This window comes from Gemmata palustris (genome assembly GCF_017939745.1).
In the GTDB taxonomy this organism is placed as follows: Bacteria; Planctomycetota; Planctomycetia; order Gemmatales; family Gemmataceae; genus Gemmata; species Gemmata palustris.
The window spans coordinates 4016821-4038141 of record NZ_JAGKQQ010000001.1; the positions used below are offsets into that span (position 1 = coordinate 4016821).

General features: G+C 64.7%; 14 protein-coding genes and 1 CRISPR repeat array (1 of these 15 only partly in view). Of the genes, 7 read left to right on the top strand and 7 right to left on the bottom strand.

Translation table 11 applies throughout. The features are described 5' to 3' along the window. Positions 1–498: direct repeats of the CRISPR family, unit length 37 nt; unit sequence GTTCCCCGGTGTGATGAACACCGGGGCGGATTGAAAC; it begins 2199 nt to the left of the window's first position. A gap of 149 nt (positions 499–647) precedes the next feature. The 5 genes from J8F10_RS16575 to J8F10_RS16595 all read right to left on the bottom strand — a co-directional run bounded on the left by J8F10_RS16575 (position 648) and on the right by J8F10_RS16595 (position 11991). Then, positions 648–1817, bottom strand: coding sequence for a DUF1501 domain-containing protein (locus tag J8F10_RS16575; RefSeq protein ID WP_210655438.1), 1170 nt, complete (start codon positions 1815–1817; stop codon positions 648–650). Between the two features lie 22 nt (positions 1818–1839). Continuing rightward, the gene (locus J8F10_RS16580; RefSeq protein ID WP_210655440.1) at positions 1840–3177 is read right to left on the bottom strand and encodes a DUF1800 domain-containing protein; all 1338 of its coding nucleotides are present in this window, start codon (positions 3175–3177) and stop codon (positions 1840–1842) included. Positions 3178–3206: 29 nt separating this feature from the next. Further along, on the bottom strand, positions 3207–6029 hold the full coding sequence (locus tag J8F10_RS16585; RefSeq protein WP_210655441.1) for a sigma-70 family RNA polymerase sigma factor: 2823 nt from the start codon (positions 6027–6029) through the stop codon (positions 3207–3209). Positions 6030–6149: 120 nt separating this feature from the next. After that, entirely contained in the window at positions 6150–8987 is a 2838-nt protein-coding gene (locus J8F10_RS16590; protein WP_210655443.1) for a sigma-70 family RNA polymerase sigma factor, read from the bottom strand. A gap of 79 nt (positions 8988–9066) precedes the next feature. After that, positions 9067–11991 carry a sigma-70 family RNA polymerase sigma factor gene (locus J8F10_RS16595; RefSeq protein WP_210655446.1) on the bottom strand — a complete coding sequence of 975 codons (2925 nt, stop codon included), beginning with the start codon at positions 11989–11991 and terminating at the stop codon, positions 9067–9069. A gap of 805 nt (positions 11992–12796) precedes the next feature. On the opposite strand from J8F10_RS16595, the gene J8F10_RS16600 reads away from it, so the two are divergent. The 6 genes from J8F10_RS16600 to J8F10_RS16625 all read left to right on the top strand — a co-directional run bounded on the left by J8F10_RS16600 (position 12797) and on the right by J8F10_RS16625 (position 18129). After that, on the top strand, positions 12797–14074 hold the full coding sequence (locus J8F10_RS16600) for a site-specific integrase (RefSeq protein WP_315854115.1): 1278 nt from the start codon (positions 12797–12799) through the stop codon (positions 14072–14074). Positions 14075–15101: 1027 nt separating this feature from the next. Further along, positions 15102–15575: a hypothetical protein gene (locus tag J8F10_RS16605; RefSeq protein WP_210655448.1), complete on the top strand. Its 474-nt coding sequence runs from the start codon at positions 15102–15104 to the stop codon at positions 15573–15575. Beyond that, a complete protein-coding gene (locus J8F10_RS16610; RefSeq protein ID WP_210655450.1) occupies positions 15568–16437 on the top strand; it encodes a ParB/RepB/Spo0J family partition protein in 870 nt (289 codons plus the stop codon). Before J8F10_RS16605 ends, J8F10_RS16610 begins: the two co-directional genes overlap by 8 nt. After that, positions 16434–16682 (top strand): hypothetical protein, encoded by a 249-nt coding sequence (locus J8F10_RS16615; RefSeq protein ID WP_210655452.1) that lies wholly within the window; start codon positions 16434–16436, stop codon positions 16680–16682. Before J8F10_RS16610 ends, J8F10_RS16615 begins: the two co-directional genes overlap by 4 nt. A gap of 125 nt (positions 16683–16807) precedes the next feature. After that, positions 16808–17353 (top strand): P27 family phage terminase small subunit, encoded by a 546-nt coding sequence (locus J8F10_RS16620; protein ID WP_210655454.1) that lies wholly within the window; start codon positions 16808–16810, stop codon positions 17351–17353. Positions 17354–17472: 119 nt separating this feature from the next. Then, the gene (locus J8F10_RS16625) at positions 17473–18129 is read left to right on the top strand and encodes a hypothetical protein (protein ID WP_210655457.1); all 657 of its coding nucleotides are present in this window, start codon (positions 17473–17475) and stop codon (positions 18127–18129) included. A gap of 299 nt (positions 18130–18428) precedes the next feature. On the opposite strand, the gene J8F10_RS16630 is transcribed toward J8F10_RS16625, so the two are convergent. Continuing rightward, positions 18429–19136: an IS630 family transposase gene (locus tag J8F10_RS16630; RefSeq protein WP_261363063.1), complete on the bottom strand. Its 708-nt coding sequence runs from the start codon at positions 19134–19136 to the stop codon at positions 18429–18431. Positions 19137–19303: 167 nt separating this feature from the next. Between J8F10_RS16630 and J8F10_RS16635 the strand changes: the two genes are divergently transcribed. Beyond that, positions 19304–20817 (top strand): ISNCY family transposase gene (locus tag J8F10_RS16635; RefSeq protein WP_210661762.1). Its coding sequence is split into 2 segments (ribosomal slippage): positions 19304–20185 and positions 20188–20817, totalling 1512 coding nucleotides; the frame shifts between segments, so codons are not numbered across the junction. Here the strand turns inward: J8F10_RS16635 and J8F10_RS16640 are convergent. Next, positions 20771–21268 carry a helix-turn-helix domain-containing protein gene (locus tag J8F10_RS16640; protein WP_210655461.1) on the bottom strand — a complete coding sequence of 166 codons (498 nt, stop codon included), beginning with the start codon at positions 21266–21268 and terminating at the stop codon, positions 20771–20773. The two genes, J8F10_RS16635 and J8F10_RS16640, sit on opposite strands and share 47 nt — an antisense overlap. Positions 21269–21321: the final 53 nt, after the last annotated feature.

The window sequence follows — 21321 nt, forward strand, 5'->3', positions numbered from 1 at the left end:
AGGCAGTCCACGTTCCCGGTATCGAGTTCCCCGGTGTGATGAACACCGGGGCGGATTGAAACTATGACGTCGAGGCGGTAATCGACGGCACGAGTCAGGTTCCCCGGTGTGATGAACACCGGGGCGGATTGAAACAACAGTGGGGAGCTATTCAGAAAGGCAACTCCGATGTTCCCCGGTGTGATGAACACCGGGGCGGATTGAAACCCGACTGTTCCCGTCGCGTCCGCCTGGAGCACCGGAGCAAGTTCCCCGGTGTGATGAACACCGGGGCGGATTGAAACCTGATGTGCGTGATGGCGACCGCGGCCCTGTTGACGTTCCCCGGTGTGATGAACACCGGGGCGGATTGAAACTGCACAACGTGTTCGTCGGCACGAGCGTGGCGTGCGTTCCCCGGTGTGATGAACACCGGGGCGGATTGAGACACAGCGTAAGTTCGCGATAATCTGGCGCCGCGTGTTCCCCGGTGTGATGAACACCGGGGCGGATTGAAACTCACAGCTCGCTATCGCCGTCGCGTCCTGGCAAATGTTCCCCGGTGTGTGAAGAAGCCAGTGACGCCGAAAGGCGTTGAGCACTCCTCGTCTTATCTCATGCTATTCGCGTTAGGTAACATTGGAACCGGACGGCCTCCACGCGCTCGATTACCTGAACAGCGTGACCGGTGCGATCGACGCGCCGAGCCCTTCGGCCGGGAGCCCGAGCCAGTTCGCGAGCGTCGCCGCGTACACGCGGCGGAAGTCGGTCGTCATTTTCGGTTCCCCAGCCACCAGATCCGTCAGGCTCGGCGCGGTCCCGTGGATGCCTCCCTTTACCCCGGGGCCGGCCAGGAACGCGCACCCCGCGGTTCCGTGGTCCGTACCGGCCGACCCGTTCTCCTTAATCGTCCGCCCGAACTCGCTGAACGCCAGCAGCGCGACCCGGTCGGCGCACCTCGCCGCGGTCAGGTCCGCGAAGAACGCGGACAGCGCCTCTGCGAACTCAGAGAGCAAAATGGAGTGTGCGTTCTCCTGCTGCGCGTGCGTGTCGTACCCGCTCTGGGACGTGTAATGGACGCGGGCTGCCGAACCGGACTTGAGGAGCCGCGCGACGAGTTGTAGTTTCTGCCCCAGCGCGGTGGCGGGGTACGCGGCGTCGGATCGGTCGCGGGTCAGTTCGGCGATCTTTTCCGCACTCGTGTTCGCACTGACCGCCTGGCGTTGAACAAAGGCGAGCAAATCATCGGCCTGGGGCGTTCGCCCAACGGCCGCTTTCGCCGCGGCGGGATCGGCGAGGAGCAGGTCGTCCGCGCGCGTAAGGGCGATTGTGGCCGCGCGGCGCCCGCGAACCGCTTGGGGCGCGTCGCCGGCCACGACGCACGACTCCCCGCCGCCCGCGTCGAGGGCGCGCCCGAGCCAGCCGTAGCTCGCGCGAATCTCTTCCTCCTCGAATCGCGCGGTGTGCCAGGTCGCCATGCTCTGGAAGTGTGACCGGTTGGGGTTCGGGTACCCGATCCCCGGTACGACCGCCAAGTGCCCGCCGTCCCAGAGCTTATCGAGCGGCTTCAGCGCCGGGTGCAAGCCGAGTGAATCGTTCAGTTTCACCAGCCGTTTCGTATCGTGCCTCAACTTGGTGCGGAGCTTGGCATATTCCGGGTCGGCGAACGGAACGACCGCGTTCAGTGCGTCGTTTCCGCCGTCGAGTTGCACGACGACGAGGGCGCGGGTCTCCGGCTTCGGCCCGGCGGCGCGGGCCGTCTTCGCGAGGAACGCGGGGACTGTTGGTGCGAGCGCCAGCAGCGGCGCGGACTTCAGTAACGAGCGGCGCGTGAGCATGGGAAACTCCTGGCGAATGGGGCTAACCCAATTGAGCTTCGGGGGTCGAGAGCAGTGCGATCACGAGTTTGCGGCCGTCGAGTTGAGCGAGGCGGGTCGACATTTCGGCGGTCGGGTCGGTGCCGAAAAGTAACCGGTGGTGGTGCGCCAAAACGTCGGCGCGGGTGGCGCCGAGGCCCGCGGCTTTTGTCGCCGCGACGGGATCGTAGGCCGTTGTGCGCCCCGCGTTCGGCCCTTCGATGAGTGCCGCTGCGTAATTGGCACGAGCGATCAGCGTGCGCGAGGTGATCCACGCGCGCCCGCCCGGCCACCCGCCGACGTTCGGCGGATCGAACAGATCCTGGCCCATTCGGGCGGACCAGTCGGCCATCGCGAGCGTGCTCGGGGCCGGATCGAACAATCCCAGTGCCCGCGCCGTACCCGCGACGAATTCGGCCGGTGCGGTGATGCGCGTGTGGATGTTCGCGTCGGCGAAGAAGAGCCGCGAGCGCAGAACCACGCCGCACGCCCAGTTCACATCCAGGTCGTGCTCGCGCAGCCCGCGCGCGAGTTCCTTCACCGCGTCGGCCGGGCACGCCCCCTCGCCGAAGAACGCCTTCACGAGCTTCGACGCGACGCGGTCGGCCGTTGCGGGGTGCTTGAGCAACTGGTTAAGGAGGTCCGCGCCGGTCCACTTACCGGTTGCGCCCAACACGGTCTTGGAATCATCGTCGTGGCGCGTCGCGTGCTCCGCGAACACGTCCGCGTCCACGCTCCAACCGGTGAGACAGCGGGCCGCTTCCTTCACATCAGCTTCGGTGTAGTTGCCGATACCGAGTATGAAGAGTTCCATCAGCTCGCGGGCGAGGTTCTCGTTCGGGTGCCCCTTCCGGTTGGTCGGGGCGTCGAGGTACTCGAGTACCGCCGGGTCGCGCGCGACGGCGTTCAGCAGGTCGGCGAACTTGGCGCGCCCGTGCGTGCGGAACAGCTCGTTCTGTCGGTGCATCGCGCGGGCGTTCCGCACTTTGGTGTTCCCGGTGGCGAAGTGATCGTGCCACACGAGCGCGAGCCGTTCGCCCACCGGGTCCGGACCGAACAGCATGCGATAGAACCACGCCGCCTTCAACCGGTTGATGTCACCGGCGCTCACCGCGGCGTCCGCCAGAACCTCCGCCGTGGGCGCGAAGTCGTCGGGCGTGTGGCCGTTCGCTGTGCCCTTCAGCAGTCGGTTGACGCTCGCTTCCGGGCCGGCCTTCAGATCGCGCTGGAGTTCGTCCCAGGGCGCGGCGAACGCGGCCCGCCGGTGCAGGTGAACCACCCGGCGCAAGTCCCACGGGGCCTTCGCGTCCGGCGCATATGCTTTCCAGTGCTGAGTGGGCATGACAAGCTCCTCCCTTTCGTAACCAGGCATTACGGCTGTTCATCGCGCACCACAATGTCTCCGAGGTCCGTTGTGCCGGCTTTAGGGACCACATCCGGTACGGTCGCGCGTTCGTTTTTGGTGCCGCTCGCGAACCACCGGTACGTCAGCCCGGGAACCAGGCCGGAGATGCGAAACCGCCCGTCCGAACCGGTCGAAATGCCGTGCCCGCCAGGATGACAGAGCGGCGACGAGCCGAGCTTGACGTCGGCCTGCTCCGTCACCTCGTAGGACATGTCCATCCGGCCCGCTACGGGTTTCCCGTTCGCACCAACGAGTCGCCCGGTCACTTCTCCCCACGGCTCCAAGCGCACCTCGAGCGGTTCTTTCGTTCCGCCGACCGCCACCGCGGACCCGGCAAGTTTTCGTTCGGTGTGAACGAACATCACCCGCCGCTTCTGTCCGGGGCGCAGGGCCGTTACCGTGAACGTTGCTTCGGCCGCGGTAGACCAACTTCCACTCTGTGAAGTGAGGTTCCGTAGGCCGAAGCTCTCGGCTCCCGTAACGAGCTTCCCGTTGGCATCAACTAGACGTCCCGTGACTGTCATCCCGCGATCCAGTTCGAGCGTGAAGTGAAACTCTTTGGCGCCCGCGGGCACGTCGATCGTGGCGAACGTGTTCCACGAATGCAGGTACATGTTGGACCAATAGACGAGGCCGAACAGTTGGTCCTTGTGGCGGTACTTCTCGAACGCTTCCGCGCCGATACCGTTCAGGTATTCTCCGCTCTGTAGCCAATTGGCTCGAGCGGCCAATAATCCCTTCCCGGGGAACACGACCACGCGGAATTCGGATTCGCACGGCTGGAAATGGGGCACGTCGGACCACGAATCGGTGAGCCAGACGTTCGACACCGCATTAACGTTCGGGTTCGCGTCCCCAAAAACACCGTACCGGACGCTCGCCTTGACCGGTTCGCGGGTCACTTTGTCGATGATTTTTACGGTTGCCGGGATACCGCGAGCGAGTTTGACGTCGAACGCGGAGCGCGCCGCCGCGCCGTCCGGAACGGTGACGCGAACACGGTGGTACGGCGCACCGGCTGGCGGTATGACGATGACTCCGAGTTCCTGTTTACCCTGGGGGAGACCCGGTAGTGTGAATCGCCCGTCTCGGTCCGCGACCGCTTTCAGCCCCATGATGATCGAGTTCCGTTGCGCCAGGTAATCGACCCACAGTACCGCTCCGGGAACCGGTTTGCCGGTCGCGTTGTCGAGAACCCGGCCGGTCGTTACCGGTACCGGCGCGGCCACCACAACGGGTTCGGACCCGTGAACCACCTCGCCCTCGTTGTAACTCGGCCCGCGAGCCGTGAACCGCTCGACCTTCCGCGTAACCACGTTGATTTCGTGTGTCGCGATGGCCGGCCCCGTGACTCGCAGGTGCGCGACGCGGTCCCGGCCCAGCCCCCGGATCTCGAACTTACCGTCGCGATCGGATGTGGCCGGGGCAATGAGCCCGGCGAACGCGCTGGTGTAATCTCCCAGAATTTCAACCGGGACGAGTTGCTCATTCTTCGGGCCGCGTGTGGCCTCGAGCCAGCGATCGAGAGTTTTGTCTTCAACGGGCTTGTGGGCCGCGGTCACGGACACGCGGACCCCGGCGACCGGCTTGCCTTCCAGGTTCACCACCTTACCGCGAATCGGTTCGTCGGGCGTCAACCGGAGCGTGAGAACGGGCACGGGGCGAGCGAGCACCGACCCCCAAGCGATCCCGTACCCGGGTGCGGTTGCGAGCACCGCATACCTGTGCTCGTCGAGCGCGAACGCAAACGTGCCGTCCGCGTTCGCAGCCGCTTGCGGCGCCGGTACCATCTCGTTCGGGGCTTGAAGGAACAACTTGGCGCCCGGCACGGGCTTATCGTCCGATCCCAGTACCACTCCCTTCACCTCGACCCGATCGGTCTTGGGCTTCGCACTAAGGGGAGCGGAGAGCGCGTCCGGCTTCTCTGCCACGGGCGGCACCGGTTCCGGTGAGTGGCTTGCCGCGTGTGTGGAGCTGAGTGCTCCCAGGCCCACACTGATCGCGGCGAAACCGATGAGCACGAGGGCCAACACCGTTTTGCCGAGACCGCTCCCGGTCGCCGCCTTTGCCAGTTCCCCCACGACGATTGGGGGAGAACCGAACGCGCTGGCAAGAATGGAACTCACCAGATGGGGCGGAGCGGCCCCCGCCGGTGAGGTAACCGCGAGCGCCAGGAGCCCTGCGCCGAGCGCGCAGCCGCTCTTTGTTAGTGATTCGTGTAGCCGCTTCCGCGCGCGATCGATGCGCGTGTGAAGTGTGGCCAGCGGAACCCCGAGCCGCGCGGCCGCTTCGTCGCGCGTTAGCCCTTCGAGGTAGCACAGTACAAGCGGTTCGCGGTACCGGGCCGGGAGCGCATCAAGGGCGGTATCGAGCGCCGCGAGCAGTTCGCGGCCGGTCATTCGATCGACCGGTTCAACGAACCCGGGCACCGCGGCGCCGGCCTCCCGCTTCGATCGGCGGGCGGCGGCGACCCGGGCGTTACTCGCGACCCGGCGCGCGGTCGTGTAGAGCCAGTTCGCGATCGATTCGTCCCACTTCGCCCGCCCCGTTTGGCCCGCCAGAACCAGGAACGTGGCCTGGCAAGCATCTTCCGCGTCCTGCACGGTGGGCAGCACGCGCCGGCACACTCCGAGTACCATTCCCGTATGTCGATTCACGAGCACCTCGAACGCCGACTGATCGTTGTTGCGGGTGAACCGATGCAGTAACTCGCGGTCGGTCGCGGACGAACTCTGCGGCGCGACCGACCGGACCACTTTTCGCAGCGCAACGGACCGGTTACCGGGCATGATGGACCTCCCACTCACGGTTTCTTCGTGAAGGTCATGTGCGCCGACCGACTTTTGTCTTCACGCAGTGGGTTCCGTGCGCCGGGTCGTATAGCCGGCACACGAAAGTGAGAGGACGATTCACTTCTTGGGGTTCAGATCACCCAGGTCGGTCGTTTCGCCGGGCTTCACGGTCAAGTCGGCCCGCTCGTGGAGGAGTTCGCCGCCCTTTTTCTCCGGGTGGAATCCGGCGACGAGTCGGTATTGCTGGCCGGGCAGGAGCCCTTTGAGTTTGAACCGACCGTCCTTATCGGCCTTGGTCGTGCGCCCGGTGAACTGTTGCCACGCGCCGGCGTGGATTCCGAACACGCCACGGTCCGCGAACACTTCGTCGGGCAAGTTGTCGTACTTCTCGCGGGCGAGAACGAGCCACACGCGGACATCGGCCCCGGCCCCGGGCGCACCGTCCGCGTCGAACACGCGCCCGGAGACCGAACCGAGTTTCTCCAGCGCGACGGTGACCGGAGTTTCGGCGTCGCCGGACACGGTCGCGACCGCGCCGACCGTCTGCGCCTCATCGAGAAAGACCACGGCGCGCGTGCGCGACGACGATAGGCCGGCGATCTTGAGCGCGTCTCCCGTCACCCGCTTCGCTTCGGGGCTCTCCGTGTGCCCGACCGCGAGCAGTTTGTCGGGCAGTTTCCCGTCGACGCCCCGAACCACGAGCGGGCGCGATTTGCCGGTCGTCAGTGTGAAATCGTGCGTCAGCGTCTTCGGGTCTTTCGGGTCGATGTTTACCGCGACCACCGCGTGCAGCGCGTCGCCCGGGAACGGATCGACTTTGTGCTTGGCCAGCTCGACCTGAGCGTTGAGGCGCTGGAAGGCGTCTTCGGGGCTGGCGCACACGCCGATCGCACCTTCACCAGGGAGGACGAGCACTTTGTAACGGCCGTCGCCGCTCAGTTGATGCCAGTTACTGATACTGACACTGACTCGTGTGTCAGTGAGTTCCAGGTACTCCTTTGCGTGCGGGTTGTCGCGCGCCCAGGAATAGAACATCGACCCTTTGACCGGTTTACCGGCCGCGTCGAGCACGCGCCCGGTCGCGATCACTCCGCGCTGGACTTTCATGTTTGCGGGGATCTCACCCAGCCCCGGTGGGTCTTCGATCACCAGGTTCGTGTCGAAGTACGGGGACGCGCCTAGCGACCCGGTGCCGAGCATGTACCGGATCTCCTTTCTCACACCGACGAGTCGGAACCGGCCGTCCTTGTCGGTCGTGGTCTCGCAGATGTTCGCGATCAGTTCGGCGACCTTCATACCGGGCACCCCGGCGCCGGTCTTCGCGTCGCGGATCGTCCCCACGATCGGGCGCGCCGGGCCGACGCGCAACGTGAACTTTGCCCCGTGTAGGCCGAACGGCCCGTGCTGTTCGAGTTTCGGTTCGAGGGCCCGTGTGACGACGCGCACCTGGAGGTGTTCGGTCGTTTCGCCGTGCGTGGTGATCCGCGCGGCGCGGTCCTTCCCGATGCCGGTGATCTTGAACTTCCCGCTCTTATCGGTCACGACCTGCTTCGGCAGCCCGACGGCTTCGGCCGGGATCGAGTCCAGATCGAACAGTGACGTGAGTCCCCGTGAGCGCTGTTCCTGGTTCACCCGGACGAAATCGTCGAGCGCCTTGCCCGGCTTCGGGCGGCCGATGCGTTCGATCGCGACCGGGAGGTTCGCGACGGGGAGCCCTTCCAGGTCGGTCACGCGCCCCTCCAGTGCCACCGAGTCTTCCTGGAGCGTGAGTTCGCTGCGCAAGTCGGTCCGCGCGGCGCCTACGGGCGATGTTTTGGACGACAACTCGGCCCAGTCGGGGGCGAATCCCGGCGCGAATGCGACCGCGACGACTTTCTCAAAGGACTGCGGGACCGTTAGCTCGGCTCGCCCATTTGCGTCCGTTGTTCCCGCAACTTGCTGCTTCCTTTCGGCCCAGACGCTCACGCTTGCGCCGGTCGCGGGTTTCCCGTCCGGCTTTTTGACCGTTACGGTTACGACCATCGGCCGCGGCTCGTTACCTTTCACGTCCGCAGATGCCGGCTTCGCATCGGGCTTCGCGGCCGGGACCGGTTGTGGGGCTTTGTCTTTCTCGTTGAGTTCGGGTGATTTCGCACTGCCCGCGGCCAGAACGCATGCCACCGTAACCAAACCGAGTACGCCTGCGACCGTATTCGTCAGCTTCGACAGGAGCGAAGAGGCGGTTACCTCCCGCGCGAGTCCGAGTGCCCGAGGGCGCGCCGAACCGCGCACGGCGTCCAGTACCGCTGCCACTGCGGAAGGGGCACTCGCACCCGCGGGGGCACCGGCTGCTGCGGCCAGTAGCCCGACCGAGAGCGCGACCCCGCGCCGGGCGAGCCGCGCGCGGAGCATCTCGCGCCCGCGCTCGAGCCGCCCCTTCACCGTACCGACCGTGACCTTGAGGGCCGAAGCCGCCTCGTCGCGCGTTTTGCCTTCCAGGTAACAGAGCAACAGAGGGAGCCGGTAGCGATCCGGGAGATTGTCGAGTTCGGCGTGGAGCAGCACGCAGGCTTCGCGCCACGAGAGATCCGGCGCGGCGCCCGGGGCGCGGGCCTTCGCGTCCTTTTCCTTGCGGGTGCGGGCGTGGCCCGCGTCGCGCGCCTTGACCGCCACGCGGTGCGCGACACCGTACAGCCACGGACCCAACCCGGCGCGCCAGTCGATGGCCTTCGCGCGCCGCACGAGCACGAGGAACGTGGCCTGGAACGCATCGTCCGCGTCGTGTGCGTCCGGGAGCACTTTTGTGATGGCCGAGCGCACGAGCCGGTCGTGCCGGCGGACGAGCGCCTCGAACGCTTCTTCGTCGTGCGCGTCGAGGAAGCGTTCGAGCAGGTCGCGATCGGTCGCGTCGGTTCCCGTCGAATCCGGTTCTTTCCGGAGCCGGGACGCGATCTGAGTGAGCGTGTGTGCGGGCACCGTTCGTCCTCCGTCGGGAGCGTTACTGACACATATTCCCGGTTGGCGCTCCCGCGGCACGCGAACTTTTTGCGGCGGGCTACTGGTCCTTGCCCTCGGTAGAAATTTTAACGTCCCCGAGGTCGCGCACCTCGCCCGGTTTGAGGACCACGTTGTCGAACCCGGGGACGACGAACCGCAGGTTCTTTTTCCCTGTGAATTGCCGAACCTCTCCCGTAACCGGCACCCCGGGCGGGACTACCTCGATGCGCACGTTCCCGTCCTTGTCGGACGTGCCATAGAACCCCGTGGGGCGCGTCTTCTCGTCGGCGCGCACGTGCCCGACTACTGTGGCACGCGCGAGCGGGGCGCCGTCCGAATCGAGCAGCCGGGCCGTGACGGTGGCGGTGGGCTGGAGCTTTACCACGACCTCCCCGGGCTTCGTCCCGTCGATCGTGAACGTGCCGGCCAGTTTGCACTTCTTGTTGAGTACGATCCCGGTTGCGGCCCGCTTCGGGTCGAGCGCGTAGAGCGTGACGCGGTCCGTCGGGAGGTCGCGGATGTCCTGCACGTCGGGGCCGTGCCCGGTGGTCATCAGGCTGCACCCGGTCAGCGGCGTCCCGTCGGGATCAACGAAGCGCGCGGCCGCGGTCACGCCCGGATCGAGTTTCAGATCGATCTTGAGCGGATCGGAATCCGCCTTCGGCGCGATACCAACATACGAGTCGTAGAAGGACCGCGGGAACCCGAGGTGCGCGGACGCGAAGCTGTTCTTCGTCTTATCGAACCACGACACCTCTTCCGCTCCCACACCGGGCAGGTACGCCCCGCGACACGGGTCGCTGATTCGCGCCGCGAGCAATCCGTCCCCCGGCAGAACCACGAGCTTAAACGATCCGTCCTTCGGGTCACACGTGGCCTGCTTCGGAACGGGGTACTTTGCGCCCAGGTTCGTGTTCGCGCTACTGGGGTGGTAATCGACGACCGCCGACAGCGGCTTCCTACTCTGCTTGTCCGTCACGGTACCGGACACGAGTACGCCGCGCGGTAACTTCATGTCCACCGTTCGGGGTTTACCGTCTTCGCTGCTGTGTACGTCGCCGTAGAAGGCGACGTAGGGCTGATCGTTCGGCGGATCGAACCGGAGCATGTAGGGCGTGCGCCGCGGGTAGCCAGTGAGCGTGTAGCGCCCGTCCCGGTCGGTGAAGGTGACGTTGCGAAGGGGCGGGATCATCGATCCGGGCACCCAGGCGGCCGATGTAACGCGAACCCCCGCGAGCGGTTTCCCCGTGTCCGCCGCAGTAACTGTTCCGCGGACCGCGCCGCCGGGGGCGACCGCGTGCGTGAATTTCGCCGGGTACACGTCGTTCGGGCCGATCAAGGGATCCCACGCGAGCCGGTTCGTGATGGTGAGCTTCTCCCCGGGCCGGGTCATCACCTGGATGTAGTGCGTTTCGATCGTCGGCCCGTCCACGCGCAGCCCGACCACGCGCTCGTTACCCAAACCGGTCAGTTTGAAGAGCCCGTCCTTATCGGTGGTGGCCGATTGGGTGAGTTCCAGGTCGGCGGCGGGGATCGAAATGCCGACCTGGTGGCGGTCGGGTGGGTAATCGGTACCGGTCACGGACTTCAACCACGGGCCGAGGTCACCGGCGATGTTGAAGAACACCATCACCGGGCGGACGGTCACCTCGGCCACGGGTTTGCCTTCGAGATCGATGACGCGCCCCTCGATTGGCACGTCCGTTTTCGCCAACGTCAGTTCAATGTTCTGGTTCCACTTCTCGCCGATCAGGTCGCCGGTGTGCGAGGCGCACGGGCCGAACCCGTCCGCGAGAACCGTGAGATTGCCCCACGGGTTGAACGGGCGAAAGGGCGTGCGCCCGCGGATCACGACGTCGAGCTTGAACTTGCCCTCCGCGTCGGTCCTACCGGTGACCGGCGCGGGGTACAGTTCGGCCGGGTCCGCGTGGAACTGCCCGTGTGCGTTGGCCGGTTTCTGTCGCCACACCACGGTCGCTCCGCCTACGGGCTTGCCGGCCGGCCCCACGACGCGCCCGGCGACCGTCGCCGGCTCACCGGCACCAATCGCGTCGGGCGCGATCACCACGGCCTTTGAGTTCGGAGCGGGCGCGTCCGGTTTCGGGTCGACCGATTTCGTGATCGGTAGTGGTTGTTGGGTCGGTTCGTTCAGCCCGGCGGCGTACAGGCCGACACACAGCGCGCCGATGGCGGCCGTACCGAGGAGGAATTTCGCGCTCGTTGTGAACGGAGTCATGGCTGGCCTCGCGAGTTCGAGTACGGGGGCCGGGGCGGAACCGTCCGCGACCCGGAGCGTGGCAGCAAACAGTTCGGCGGACGCGGTCGCGGACGAACCGAACCCGGCGAGCGCGGTCAACAGTCCGGCGCCGAGTGTTACCCCTCTGCACTCCAGAGCGGCGCGGAGCTTCTCGCGCCCGCGCTCCAATCCGGCTTTGACGGACCCCGCGGTCCAGCCGAGTTGGGCGGCGGCCTCGTCGCGACTGAGGCCGTCGAGGTAGCACAGAACGAGCGGTAGCCGGAAGCGATCGGGCAGCGCGTCCAGCGCTTCGTGAAGTGCGGCGACGGCTTCGCGCCAGGACAGATCGGCCGCGGGCTCCGGCGCAACGGCCCCGGCCCGCGCCGCGGCCGTCTCGCGCCGGTCCTTCCGCACGCGGCTCCGGACGGCGCGAACCGCGACCCGGTGAGCGACGGCGAACAGCCACCCGCCGAGAGAGGCGGAGCCATCGCTCCGAATACGATTCGCCTGTTGGACGAGAACGAGGAATGTGGCCTGGAACGCGTCCTCAACGTCGGCCGGGGTAGAGAGCACCTGACGACAGGCCGCGAGGACCGCTCGCTCGTGCCGGCGCACGAGTTCGGCGAATGCACCTCCGTCCGAGCCCGACCGGGACCGGTGGAGGAGCTGCCGGTCGGTCGCGGCAGCGAGGGCCGGGTCGCGGGGTCGCAACCGGTGCGCGAGGTGTGTGAGTGGGGTCCGATTCATGGCGGTCTCCGGGGCACCTTCAAGATGCCCACGCGCCACTCAACGGCACACAGTTTTCCCAAACGAGGTGAAAAGTATTCCCGAAATGTTAGCGGATCGAAACTAGAGATGGTACAACGCGCGGACTGAATCGGATTGTCCACTTGTTTCCGCCACCCGTCATCGGTCCTCTTCTGAAACCGCTGCCAACGTGTAATCGACCAGAGTTCCGGTGCCAAGTCCGCACCGTGAGTTGGAACACACGTGTTCAAATTGAACGCTGCACACATCAGGTCGCTTCAAAACCGCCACGAGAGCAAGAAGGGTGAGAGTGGCGGCTTCGACGCTCGACATTGGTATCAAATCCCCACAGCAAACGACCGTTCTTTCGTTTTCTCCTCCAAAGCGGTCTTTCTCGTGTCCGCGTCAGTGCGGAGACATCTAGGCAATCGAAACACTCTCTCGCTGCTGACGATGGCTCATTTGCAGTGGTGTTTGCCGGGCCAGAATTGTTCCACAGTTCTTCCACAGTTGAAGTGGAGATTCCACAGTTCCAAGCGTTTCCACGCATTGGATGTTGACCCATGCAAAGCGAGGCGATAAGCTTCAAACCTTAGAAAACGTTGTGGTTTGGAGCGCTTTCTGAAGCTGTTAGGTCGTGATTCACACGGACGAAGTCACAGGTTCAAATCCTGTATCGCCCACTCTGCTTTAAGTCCTTTCAGCCGAAGCAGTTACTGCTTACTCCGGCGCGTGCCGGGTGCGGCTTCCAGATGACGGATTCTGCGGAACGATTCCGCAGAATCCCATTCGGAGGTTCCGCACCGTGTCCCGTACTCGCAATCTCGCCCCGTCCTACATCCCCCACAACAAATCCGGTCGCGGCCGACTCCAGTGGTACGATGCCATCGGAAACCGGCACGAAAAACTTCTCCCCGGCCCGTTCAACTCTCCCGAGTCTCTCGCGGCGAAAGCCCGGCTGGAACTCGAACTCGTTACGTCCCCTCTCGGCGCACCGATCAATCCGAAAACGTTGACCGTGGTCGAAGTGATGGCCGCGTACCTCGACCACGCCGAGTGCCACTACCGCGACCCGGACGGGAACCCATCCGAGGAACTTCGGCACCTCAAAACTGCCCTTCGGTACGTCCGCGTGCTGTACGGTTCACTACCCGTCATCGAGTTCGGGCCGCTCGCGCTCAAAGCCGTCCGGCAGAAGTTCGTTGACTTGAAGTGGTCCCGCAAGACCGTCAACGCCCGCGTCGAGCGCGTGCGCCGGATGTTCGAGTGGGGCGTCGCCGAAGAGCTAATTCCCGTGTCCGTGAGTCAGGCACTCAAGACCGTGAAGGGGCTCCGGCAGGGGCGCACCACGGCTCGCGAAACGGAACCGATCAAGCCGGTCCCCGACGCGGTCGTTGACGCGACCCTGCCCCACGTCAACCGGCACGTCGCGGGGCTCATCGAGTTCCAGCGCTTGACCGGGAGCCGGCCGGGTGAAGCGTGTCGGGTACGCCGGTGCGATATCGACACGACCGGGAACACGTGGCTGTACAAACCCAAGAGGCACAAAACCGCCTGGAAGGGAAAAACGCGAACCATCCCCATTGGCCCCAAAGCTCAAACACTGCTGCGTGAGTTCTTCACCTCAGAACCAACTGACTACCTGTTCTCGCCCGCGCGGGCGGTGGAGGAGTTCCGCGCCAAGCGGAGCGCGAACCGGAAGACGCCTAAGTACCCGAGTGAGGCCACCCGGAAGCACGCCCGGCGCGCTGGTGCGAAACTGATTCGGCCACCGGCCGCGCGCTACAACCGGCTCGCGTACCTGACGGCAATCACGCGCGGGTGCGACCGGGCGTTCCCGCCCGTGGATGAGCTGGCACGGCGAGAAAAGGAGTCTGCCGCGAAGTGGTGGGCACGACTCGCGAGCGAACAGCGGGTCGCGGTGAAGGAATGGCGGCGCGGGCACCACTGGCACCCGAACCAACTGCGTCACAATTACGCGACCCGGGCGCGAAAGCTGTTCGGACTCGAAGGCGCTCAAGCCGTGCTGGGTCACGCCAAAATAAACACGACCGAGTTGTACGCAGAAAAAACGAACGATTAGCATCCTCGATTGCCGTGCAAATCGGCTAAAATAACAACGCATTATTCACATCATCAAGCCCGCGGCTAAACCCGCGGGCTTCATTGTTTCCATGCCAACTTTATTCAAGTTGAACAAAATCACGGAACACATCAGACGTAATGCAAGTCAACTAAAAAACAACCATGTGACAAAATTAACTACCTCACATTGACACCATGTTGCGACAATCTGTACACCACCCATAGGTGGCTATGCACAAAGGGCTTTGAGTGGAAAGGCTTGCAATGTTTGAAACATCGGCCGCGGAGTTCCTCGTGACGCTTCTCGCGGTGATATGGGTTCTGTCTCAGTGCGCGGTGCTGGGTACCGACCAGATGCTGACGGTTTCAATGGTGTGCCGCAATATCCCCGGTTCCCGTGGGGCGAAGCGGATCAGCCCATCGACGGTCGCAAGATGGATCGCGGAGGGATGCCCGGGACGCGCCGGAGGGCGTATCAAGCTGCGGGCAACTCGTGTCGGTTCGCGGTGGCTGGTTCGGCCAGAGGATTTGGAGACGTTCTTCTCTCAACTCGCCGAAAGCCCGGACGTGGGAGCGACTGCTCCCGAATCGCAACGAATGAGCACTGCGAAGCGCGAACAGCAAGTGAATGCGGCGGATGAGAAGTGTCGCCGCAAACTCGAAAACGTGAAGAGTTGAATCAACCGGAATGAGGCTAAGAGACGGATTCACAAACGGAGAAACGGGTTGGGTTCCCCGCCAGGAGTGCCCCAACCCGTTTCTCGGAGGTCTAACTCGTGGATATTATAACCGACAACTCAAACAACAGCAAGGCTAGTAAGGCAGAGGACATCGCGGATGTTGCCTCCACCAGTCTTAAGAGTGCGCTATTACCCAGTCTTAAGAGTGCGCTATTACGACACGACGAGCGCGACGCGGAGAAATGCGGGTCGCCACACATCGCGAACGGTCCACACGGCTCATGGTGGGCGCCGTGTGGTCGCCCGAAGTGCTGCCGCCAATGCCGCGACGTGTTTGCCCGGCGCATGACCCAATGCTTTTGGGTGTCGTTTAGAGAGCTACCGCCCGACTTCCACGCGGTCTTACACCCGAAGCCCGAAACGATCGACCGATTCAAGGACAACGTGACGAAGTTCACGCGGACCGTGGTTCGCGTCGCGAAATTGGAGTGGGCCAGAGTGTTCGAGTGGGTGCGCGGTGTGATTCACGCGCACCTGCTGCTCCGAGGGCGATTGACGCGCGATCAACTCAAGCGGTTGCGGAACGTGCGGGGATTGCGCGTCACATGTGCTCGCGTTCGCAACGTTCAGGGAATGGCCGCCTACTTCTGGAAGCACACGAGCCGTCCCCAGAAGAAAGCGGAACTCGCTCCGACCTCGAACCGCGGCCGACTCTATTCCGTCTCGCGCCGCTTCCTGACTCAAAAGTTCGCGGAGCTACGAAAGCAGGTCCGTGCCGAACGTGCTGCACGACTCGAAGGGCAGGTGCGCCATGTCTGAGCAGGCCGCAAGTATCTCTGCCCCGGTCGTGAAGACCATTACGTTCAACGGCAAATTGTACTTCGCCCCGTTCGCCGATCTGCTACCGCCGCTGACCGAGTGCGAACGTGACGAACTACAGGCCGACATCGAAACCCGGGGCGTTTTGGTGCCCGTGATCGTAACCCCCGAAGACGAGGTAATCGACGGACACAACCGTGCCGAAATCGCGGACCGGCTGAGCAAGGCGGTTCCGATCGAGGTGAAGAACTTCGGCAGTGCCGCGGAGAAGAGAACGGCCGCACTGTACCTCAACCTCCACCGACGGCACGTGAGTGCTGACGAGAAACGCAGGTTGATCCGCGAGGAGCTTTTGGTCAACGCGGGAGCTTCGGACCGGAGCATTGGCGCCAAGGTCGGGGCGGACAACAAGACCGTGGCGAAAGAGCGGAGCGAACTGGAACGGCGTGAGGAGATTCCTCACGTCGAAAAGCGAACCGATACGATCGGCCGCAGCCAACCCGCAAGCAAGAAACTGCCGATAGCGAGCGAGGGCACGCCAACCAATGCCAGGGACGATTTTATTCAAGTTGAACAAAAGCCGCCCCCGGCGACCCGTGATCGCCACGCTGCGAAATCGCCCCAGCCCCCATCAACTCCCGCGGCCCCGACCCACACGGAGGCGCTTGGTCCGAAGTTTAAGAAGTGCCTGACCGAATTGCGGAAACTCCTAGGGGAACTCGAATCCGAGAAGGGTCAAGCACCCGTTCAAGATGCTGCGGAGAAAAACAAAGTCCCTGTGTGGGTGGGTGACAAGGGGCTGCGTTGGGAGTGGCTCGACGGTGTGGAGAACACGCTTACGGAACTGAGGGTGAAGCTGTGACACTCGCCGAACTCCACGATTGGACGGTGGAATGCCAGGACGCACCTGACACCCGGCTTCGACAGGTGGCCGCAGAAGTGTTGCGACTCCTCCGTGAGCGTCCGGACCTTGTAACCACCGAGTACCAGACGCTCCGCGAAGACCTTCGACGCCTCCGATACGACAACGCCTCACTGTTGAAGGAAGTGGCCAGGCTCCGCGGGTTGGTGAACGCCCAGAACCCGGCGCCGTGGGAGCGCGAGTAGCTGTGCGGGGCACCGGGTAAGGGGGTTTTCGAGATCGGGGATCAAGGCCGGAGACCGTCCCGCCCCCGTCGCAGACAGTTGACCAGCGGACAAGTGTTTTTTGTGACCGAAACCAGTTCTTACCAATGAAAGGATTGACCATGAGAGGCGGAAATAATCGCATACCACCTTCAGAACACCTCGCGCGGGGAACGTACCGCGCCAACCGGCACAGCAAACTGCCGAACGACTCGATCACGAACCCGCCGCTCGCATCCGACCCGCCCGCGGAACTGACCGACCGAGGGCGTGCGGTCTGGGAGGACTTGTACCCCATCGTGACCTCGCTCGGCATCGTCACCGAAGCCGAGCGGCACACCTTCGCGATGTTCTGCCTCTACCAGGGATACCACATCGAGGCGGCCGAACACGTGAAGTTAGAGGGGATGTTTAAGAAGCCCAAGCGGGGCGAGAGTGCGGAGGGCGTGCAATACAGCAGGTGGTATAGGCTGATGAACGATTCCGCAGTGATGTCTATTAAGCTCGCGTCCTGTCTCGGGCTGACGCCAACAGACCGGCACCGCGTCGCCCGGGTCAATCGCGCCACGGAGCAACTCTCCGAGCCGCACGCGCGCCCGCTCACCGATCTGGACCGACTCCTTCCCTTCGGGCCGCCGAAGGACGGGGCGTAAGGCGATTTTGTTCAAGTTGAATAAATGCCCCCGCCTCTGGTCTTTTCTGGGGGCGGTTTTCTCTCTTCTTTCTTTCGGGGCGGTTTGAAACAACACCCGCCCTCTTCACGGAGATTCCCATGTCATGGCTACGAAGCAACGGTGAAAACCCATCAAATCCCGTCCCGCCCCAGCTACCAAAGCTGACGGACGATCTGGGATACAAGACTGTACTGGACCGCCGCGACAAGGTGGCCGCGGAACACAGAGCCGTCCGGGGCGACCGGGACGATGTCGAAAAGTCGCTCGTCACATTCGGGGACACGCGCCCGCTCTCGGACGTTCAGATCGAGGCAATGCGGATCACGTCGGACGGTGCGAGTGCTGAACAGCAGGAACACAGGAGACTGGCCGAACGCGGCCGCGAACTCGCGCACCAGGAAGAGGTACTCGCCACGGCACTCGGGATGATGGAAGAGAAGCTGAGGGGGGAGTGCAGTCGAGCGCGGGCGAAGTTGTCCCTGGAGGTGTTCGAGAAGAGTTATCGCCCGGCGGTTCGTAACGCGGCAAAAGCGTTACTCTCCGCGGTCCGTGAAATGCTCGATCTGCGGAAGTTTCAAGGCGAGATTCGCGCGGCCGATTTGCTCGACGGACCGAATACCCTGATGCCCCTCCCGCTCTACGAACTCGACGGGCGACTCGATCCGCTGAAGTTGATCCCCGCTCTCGAAGAGCAGGAATTTATCACCGCAGAGGAAGCGCGGGCACTTCGCACCGAGTTCGCAACGAACGGGTAACGCTCCCTGTTCGGGGGCGCGTCACTAAGTCGGCGCGCCTCTTCACCCTTCCTACGTGAGAACTCCTATGAGGAACGAGTACGCCAGCCAGTCGGCGAGTGATTTAAACGGAAGCCAGTTCGACGGCAACTGGTCCGCAGAGGCACTGGAACGGCGCAAACACATCCAGTTGTGGCACGCTCGTGGCCGGGCACACGACGCTCACGACGAAGAGATCGAGCGGAAGATGCGGGCCGGGGAACTCGTGAACCGCACGCAGGGGTACGTGAAGCCGGGTGCAACTCGCCCTACTGGTCCGTCTATCGCTCGATGTCGGGTATGGGGTAGAGGGCCTTGAGCTTCACGCGGGCATCGGCGGTGGTGAACTGCCACCGGGTGCCCGCCTTCGCGGCATTGCGAGCCGCGGCCCACGCGCCCAGGGCCGTTTCCATCTCGGTTTTTGTCTCGAATCGCCGCTTCCCCAGGCACTGGCGCGACAGCACGCTGAGTTCCATTTCGGCCACGTTCAACCAGCTCCCGTTCACCGGCGTCTGCACCACGCGCAACCGGCGCCGCAAGCGCCCCGCGGTCTCGGCGTCAAACGCCTTGTACAAGTTGGCGATGTTGTGCGTGTTCAGGTTGTCACAAACCAGCGTCACCAGTTCCGCCTCGGGGTAATCGACGTCCAATAGGCACCGGACCTCCTCGGCCCAATCGCAACCCGTGCGGCTGTCGCGGCACCCGACCCGGCGCCACCCGTCGAGGGGGTTGTAAAACATGAACAGTGAACAGGTTCCGTGGCGCGCGTACTTGTCATCGACGCGCCGCGCCCGGCCGGGCGCAAGTGGAAGTGGGTCGAACACGTCACTGAGCAGCTGCCGCGCCGCTTCATCCATGCCGATCAACGGGTGCTTCGCGTCGTATCGGGCTTGGTAGACATCGAGGACGTTTTCCATCGCGGCGACGAACCGGGGCCGGTCCCCCCGACGCGATGCAGAAGCGCTCGACCTTCCAGGGCTGGAGCTCATTTTTTTCTATGCCGGCAAGCCTGACTGGTGGTGCAGAAGGCGTTGAGTGATGATGGGTTGCGCCTCCACGGAGTGTTCGTATGGCCCGTCGCACCTGTCGTCCCGCGCCAACCGCCGAGCAAACGCTGACCCCGGTCGCCACCGCGTGTGTGGCGTGCGGGCATCACCTGTACCTCGACTACTCCAACTTCCGCACCGTCACCACGCTGGCCGGCGTCGCCCGGTACACACTGCGCATCGGCCGCTGCCGTCACCGCCCGTGTGACCTGTATTCGGTCCCGTTCCGACCCGAGGCCGAAGGCCGAATCGCCCTCCCGCACCACGAGTTCGGGCTCGACGTCGTCGCGTACGCCGGCAACCGCCGGTACACCGCGCACCGGACCGCGCCCGAGATCCACGCCGAACTCGTTGCCCGCGGTGTGGCCCTGTCAGTTCGCACGGTCACCAACCTGCTCCACCGGTTCGACGAGCTGCGCACCTTGGGTGCCACCAACCCGGACCGGATGCGCCCGGCGTTCGAGAAGCAGGGGCGGGTATTACTCGCGCTCGACGGGCTCCAGCCGGACGTCGGGCACGAGGTGCTGTGGGTGATCCGCGACGTGCTCAGCGGGCGTGTGGTCCTGGCCAAGTCGCTGCTGTCGGCGTGCCGGGCGGATCTGGCCGCCTTGCTGGCCCAGGCCGCCGAAGCCGTCGGGGTGCCGATCGCCGGGGTCGTGTCCGACGGGCAGCACTCGATCCGCAACGCGGTGGCCCAAGCGCTGCCCGGAGTGCCGCACCAGTTGTGCCAGTTCCACTACCTGCGGGAGGCGGCCGGGCCGGTTTACGAGGCCGACCGGCACGCCAAGAAGGAGCTCAAGAAGCGCGTCCGCGGGGTGCGCGAGGTCGAGCGTCGAGTCGAGGACCGGAGCGATGCGGAGGCGGAGGTCGTGCGCGGGTACTGTTCCGCGGTCCGCAGCGCGCTGACCGACGACGGGCGTCCGCCGCTGGACTCGGCCGGGCTGCGGCTGCGCGGGCGGCTCGACGCGGTGGCGGGGAGCCTGAAGAAGCTGGGCGCGGGGAAAAAGGGGCGGGCCGGGAGCTGACCCGGTTGCACGGAATGATCACACGCGGGCTCGAAGGGACGGCGGCACTGTTCGCGCCGGTGAAGGAGCTGTTCGATCGGGTGTACCGGGTCGCCCACGAGCTCTCGAACTACGACGGCCGGACCGGGGCCGGGGTCCGCGCCCGGTGGGACGAACGGGTCCGGGAGATGGACGCGATGAGCCGACAGCGCCCCGACCTGTCCGAGCCGCTGGATCACTTCGTGAAGGTGAGCCGCAGTTACGAGCCGGGCTTGTTCCACACCTACGACGTGGGGGACCTGCCGCGGACCAACAACGACCTGGAGCAACTGTTCGGGAGCCACCGGCACCACGAGCGGCGGTGCAGCGGTCGGAAAGTGGCGTCGCCGGGGCTGGTCGTGCGCGGGAGCGTGCGGCTGGTGGCCGGGCTGATGACGCGGCTGGGCGAGGCGACGGCCGAGGAGTTGGCACCGACGTCGGTGCTCGCCTGGCGCGAGTTGCGAGAGGAGCTCGGGTTTCGTGAAGCGGCCCGGACCCAACAGCGGCAGTTCCGACGCGATCCCGCCAGCTACCTCAAAAGCCTGGAAAACCTGGCCCGCCAGTCAGGCTTGCCGGCATAGCTTTTTTCAGGCACGTGCGCACGGTCTCGGGGCACACGTGTGTCACCACCTGGAGTCGGACCAATTCGTCGCAGAGCAGTTGTAGGGTCCAGCGCTCGCGCCCGGTCGGTGGGTCGCTACAACAGAGCGTGACCAGGTGGGCCTCGGCCTGGCCGTCGAGAACCTGGGGCACGCCGGCATCGCGTCGCGTCGCGCGGGTCAACGTGCGGTCCATCCCACCCTGGACGAATTTCTTGCGGATGCGCTCGAGTTGCCGGACCGAAACCTGGACCTGGGCGGCGATGTACGCATCCGTGCGTTGCCCCTCGGGATGGGCTTCGTCGGCCAAGAGAAGGATCGTGGCCCAGCGCTTCCGGGCCACACCGATCGAGCTTTGGCGCGTCACGCGCTCGAGTTCGGCCCGCTGATCGTCCGAGAGGACGACCTTGTGCTTCGGCGTGGACCTCGGCATCCTTGCCTCCGGGTGGGGGATTCATCAGGCCACAGCCTACCCCATACCCGACA

Coding starts and splice junctions, on each gene's coding strand:
- J8F10_RS16575 (WP_210655438.1), bottom strand. CDS start 1,817: ATGCTCACGCGCCGCTCGTTACTGAAGTCCGCGCCGCTGCTGGCGCTC.
- J8F10_RS16580 (WP_210655440.1), bottom strand. CDS start 3,177: ATGCCCACTCAGCACTGGAAAGCATATGCGCCGGACGCGAAGGCCCCG.
- J8F10_RS16585 (WP_210655441.1), bottom strand. CDS start 6,029: ATGCCCGGTAACCGGTCCGTTGCGCTGCGAAAAGTGGTCCGGTCGGTC.
- J8F10_RS16595 (WP_210655446.1), bottom strand. CDS start 11,991: ATGAATCGGACCCCACTCACACACCTCGCGCACCGGTTGCGACCCCGC.
- J8F10_RS16605 (WP_210655448.1), top strand. CDS start 15,102: ATGACCCAATGCTTTTGGGTGTCGTTTAGAGAGCTACCGCCCGACTTC.
- J8F10_RS16610 (WP_210655450.1), top strand. CDS start 15,568: ATGTCTGAGCAGGCCGCAAGTATCTCTGCCCCGGTCGTGAAGACCATT.
- J8F10_RS16620 (WP_210655454.1), top strand. CDS start 16,808: ATGAAAGGATTGACCATGAGAGGCGGAAATAATCGCATACCACCTTCA.
- J8F10_RS16625 (WP_210655457.1), top strand. CDS start 17,473: ATGTCATGGCTACGAAGCAACGGTGAAAACCCATCAAATCCCGTCCCG.
- J8F10_RS16630 (WP_261363063.1), bottom strand. CDS start 19,136: ATGAGCTCCAGCCCTGGAAGGTCGAGCGCTTCTGCATCGCGTCGGGGG.
- J8F10_RS16640 (WP_210655461.1), bottom strand. CDS start 21,268: ATGCCGAGGTCCACGCCGAAGCACAAGGTCGTCCTCTCGGACGATCAG.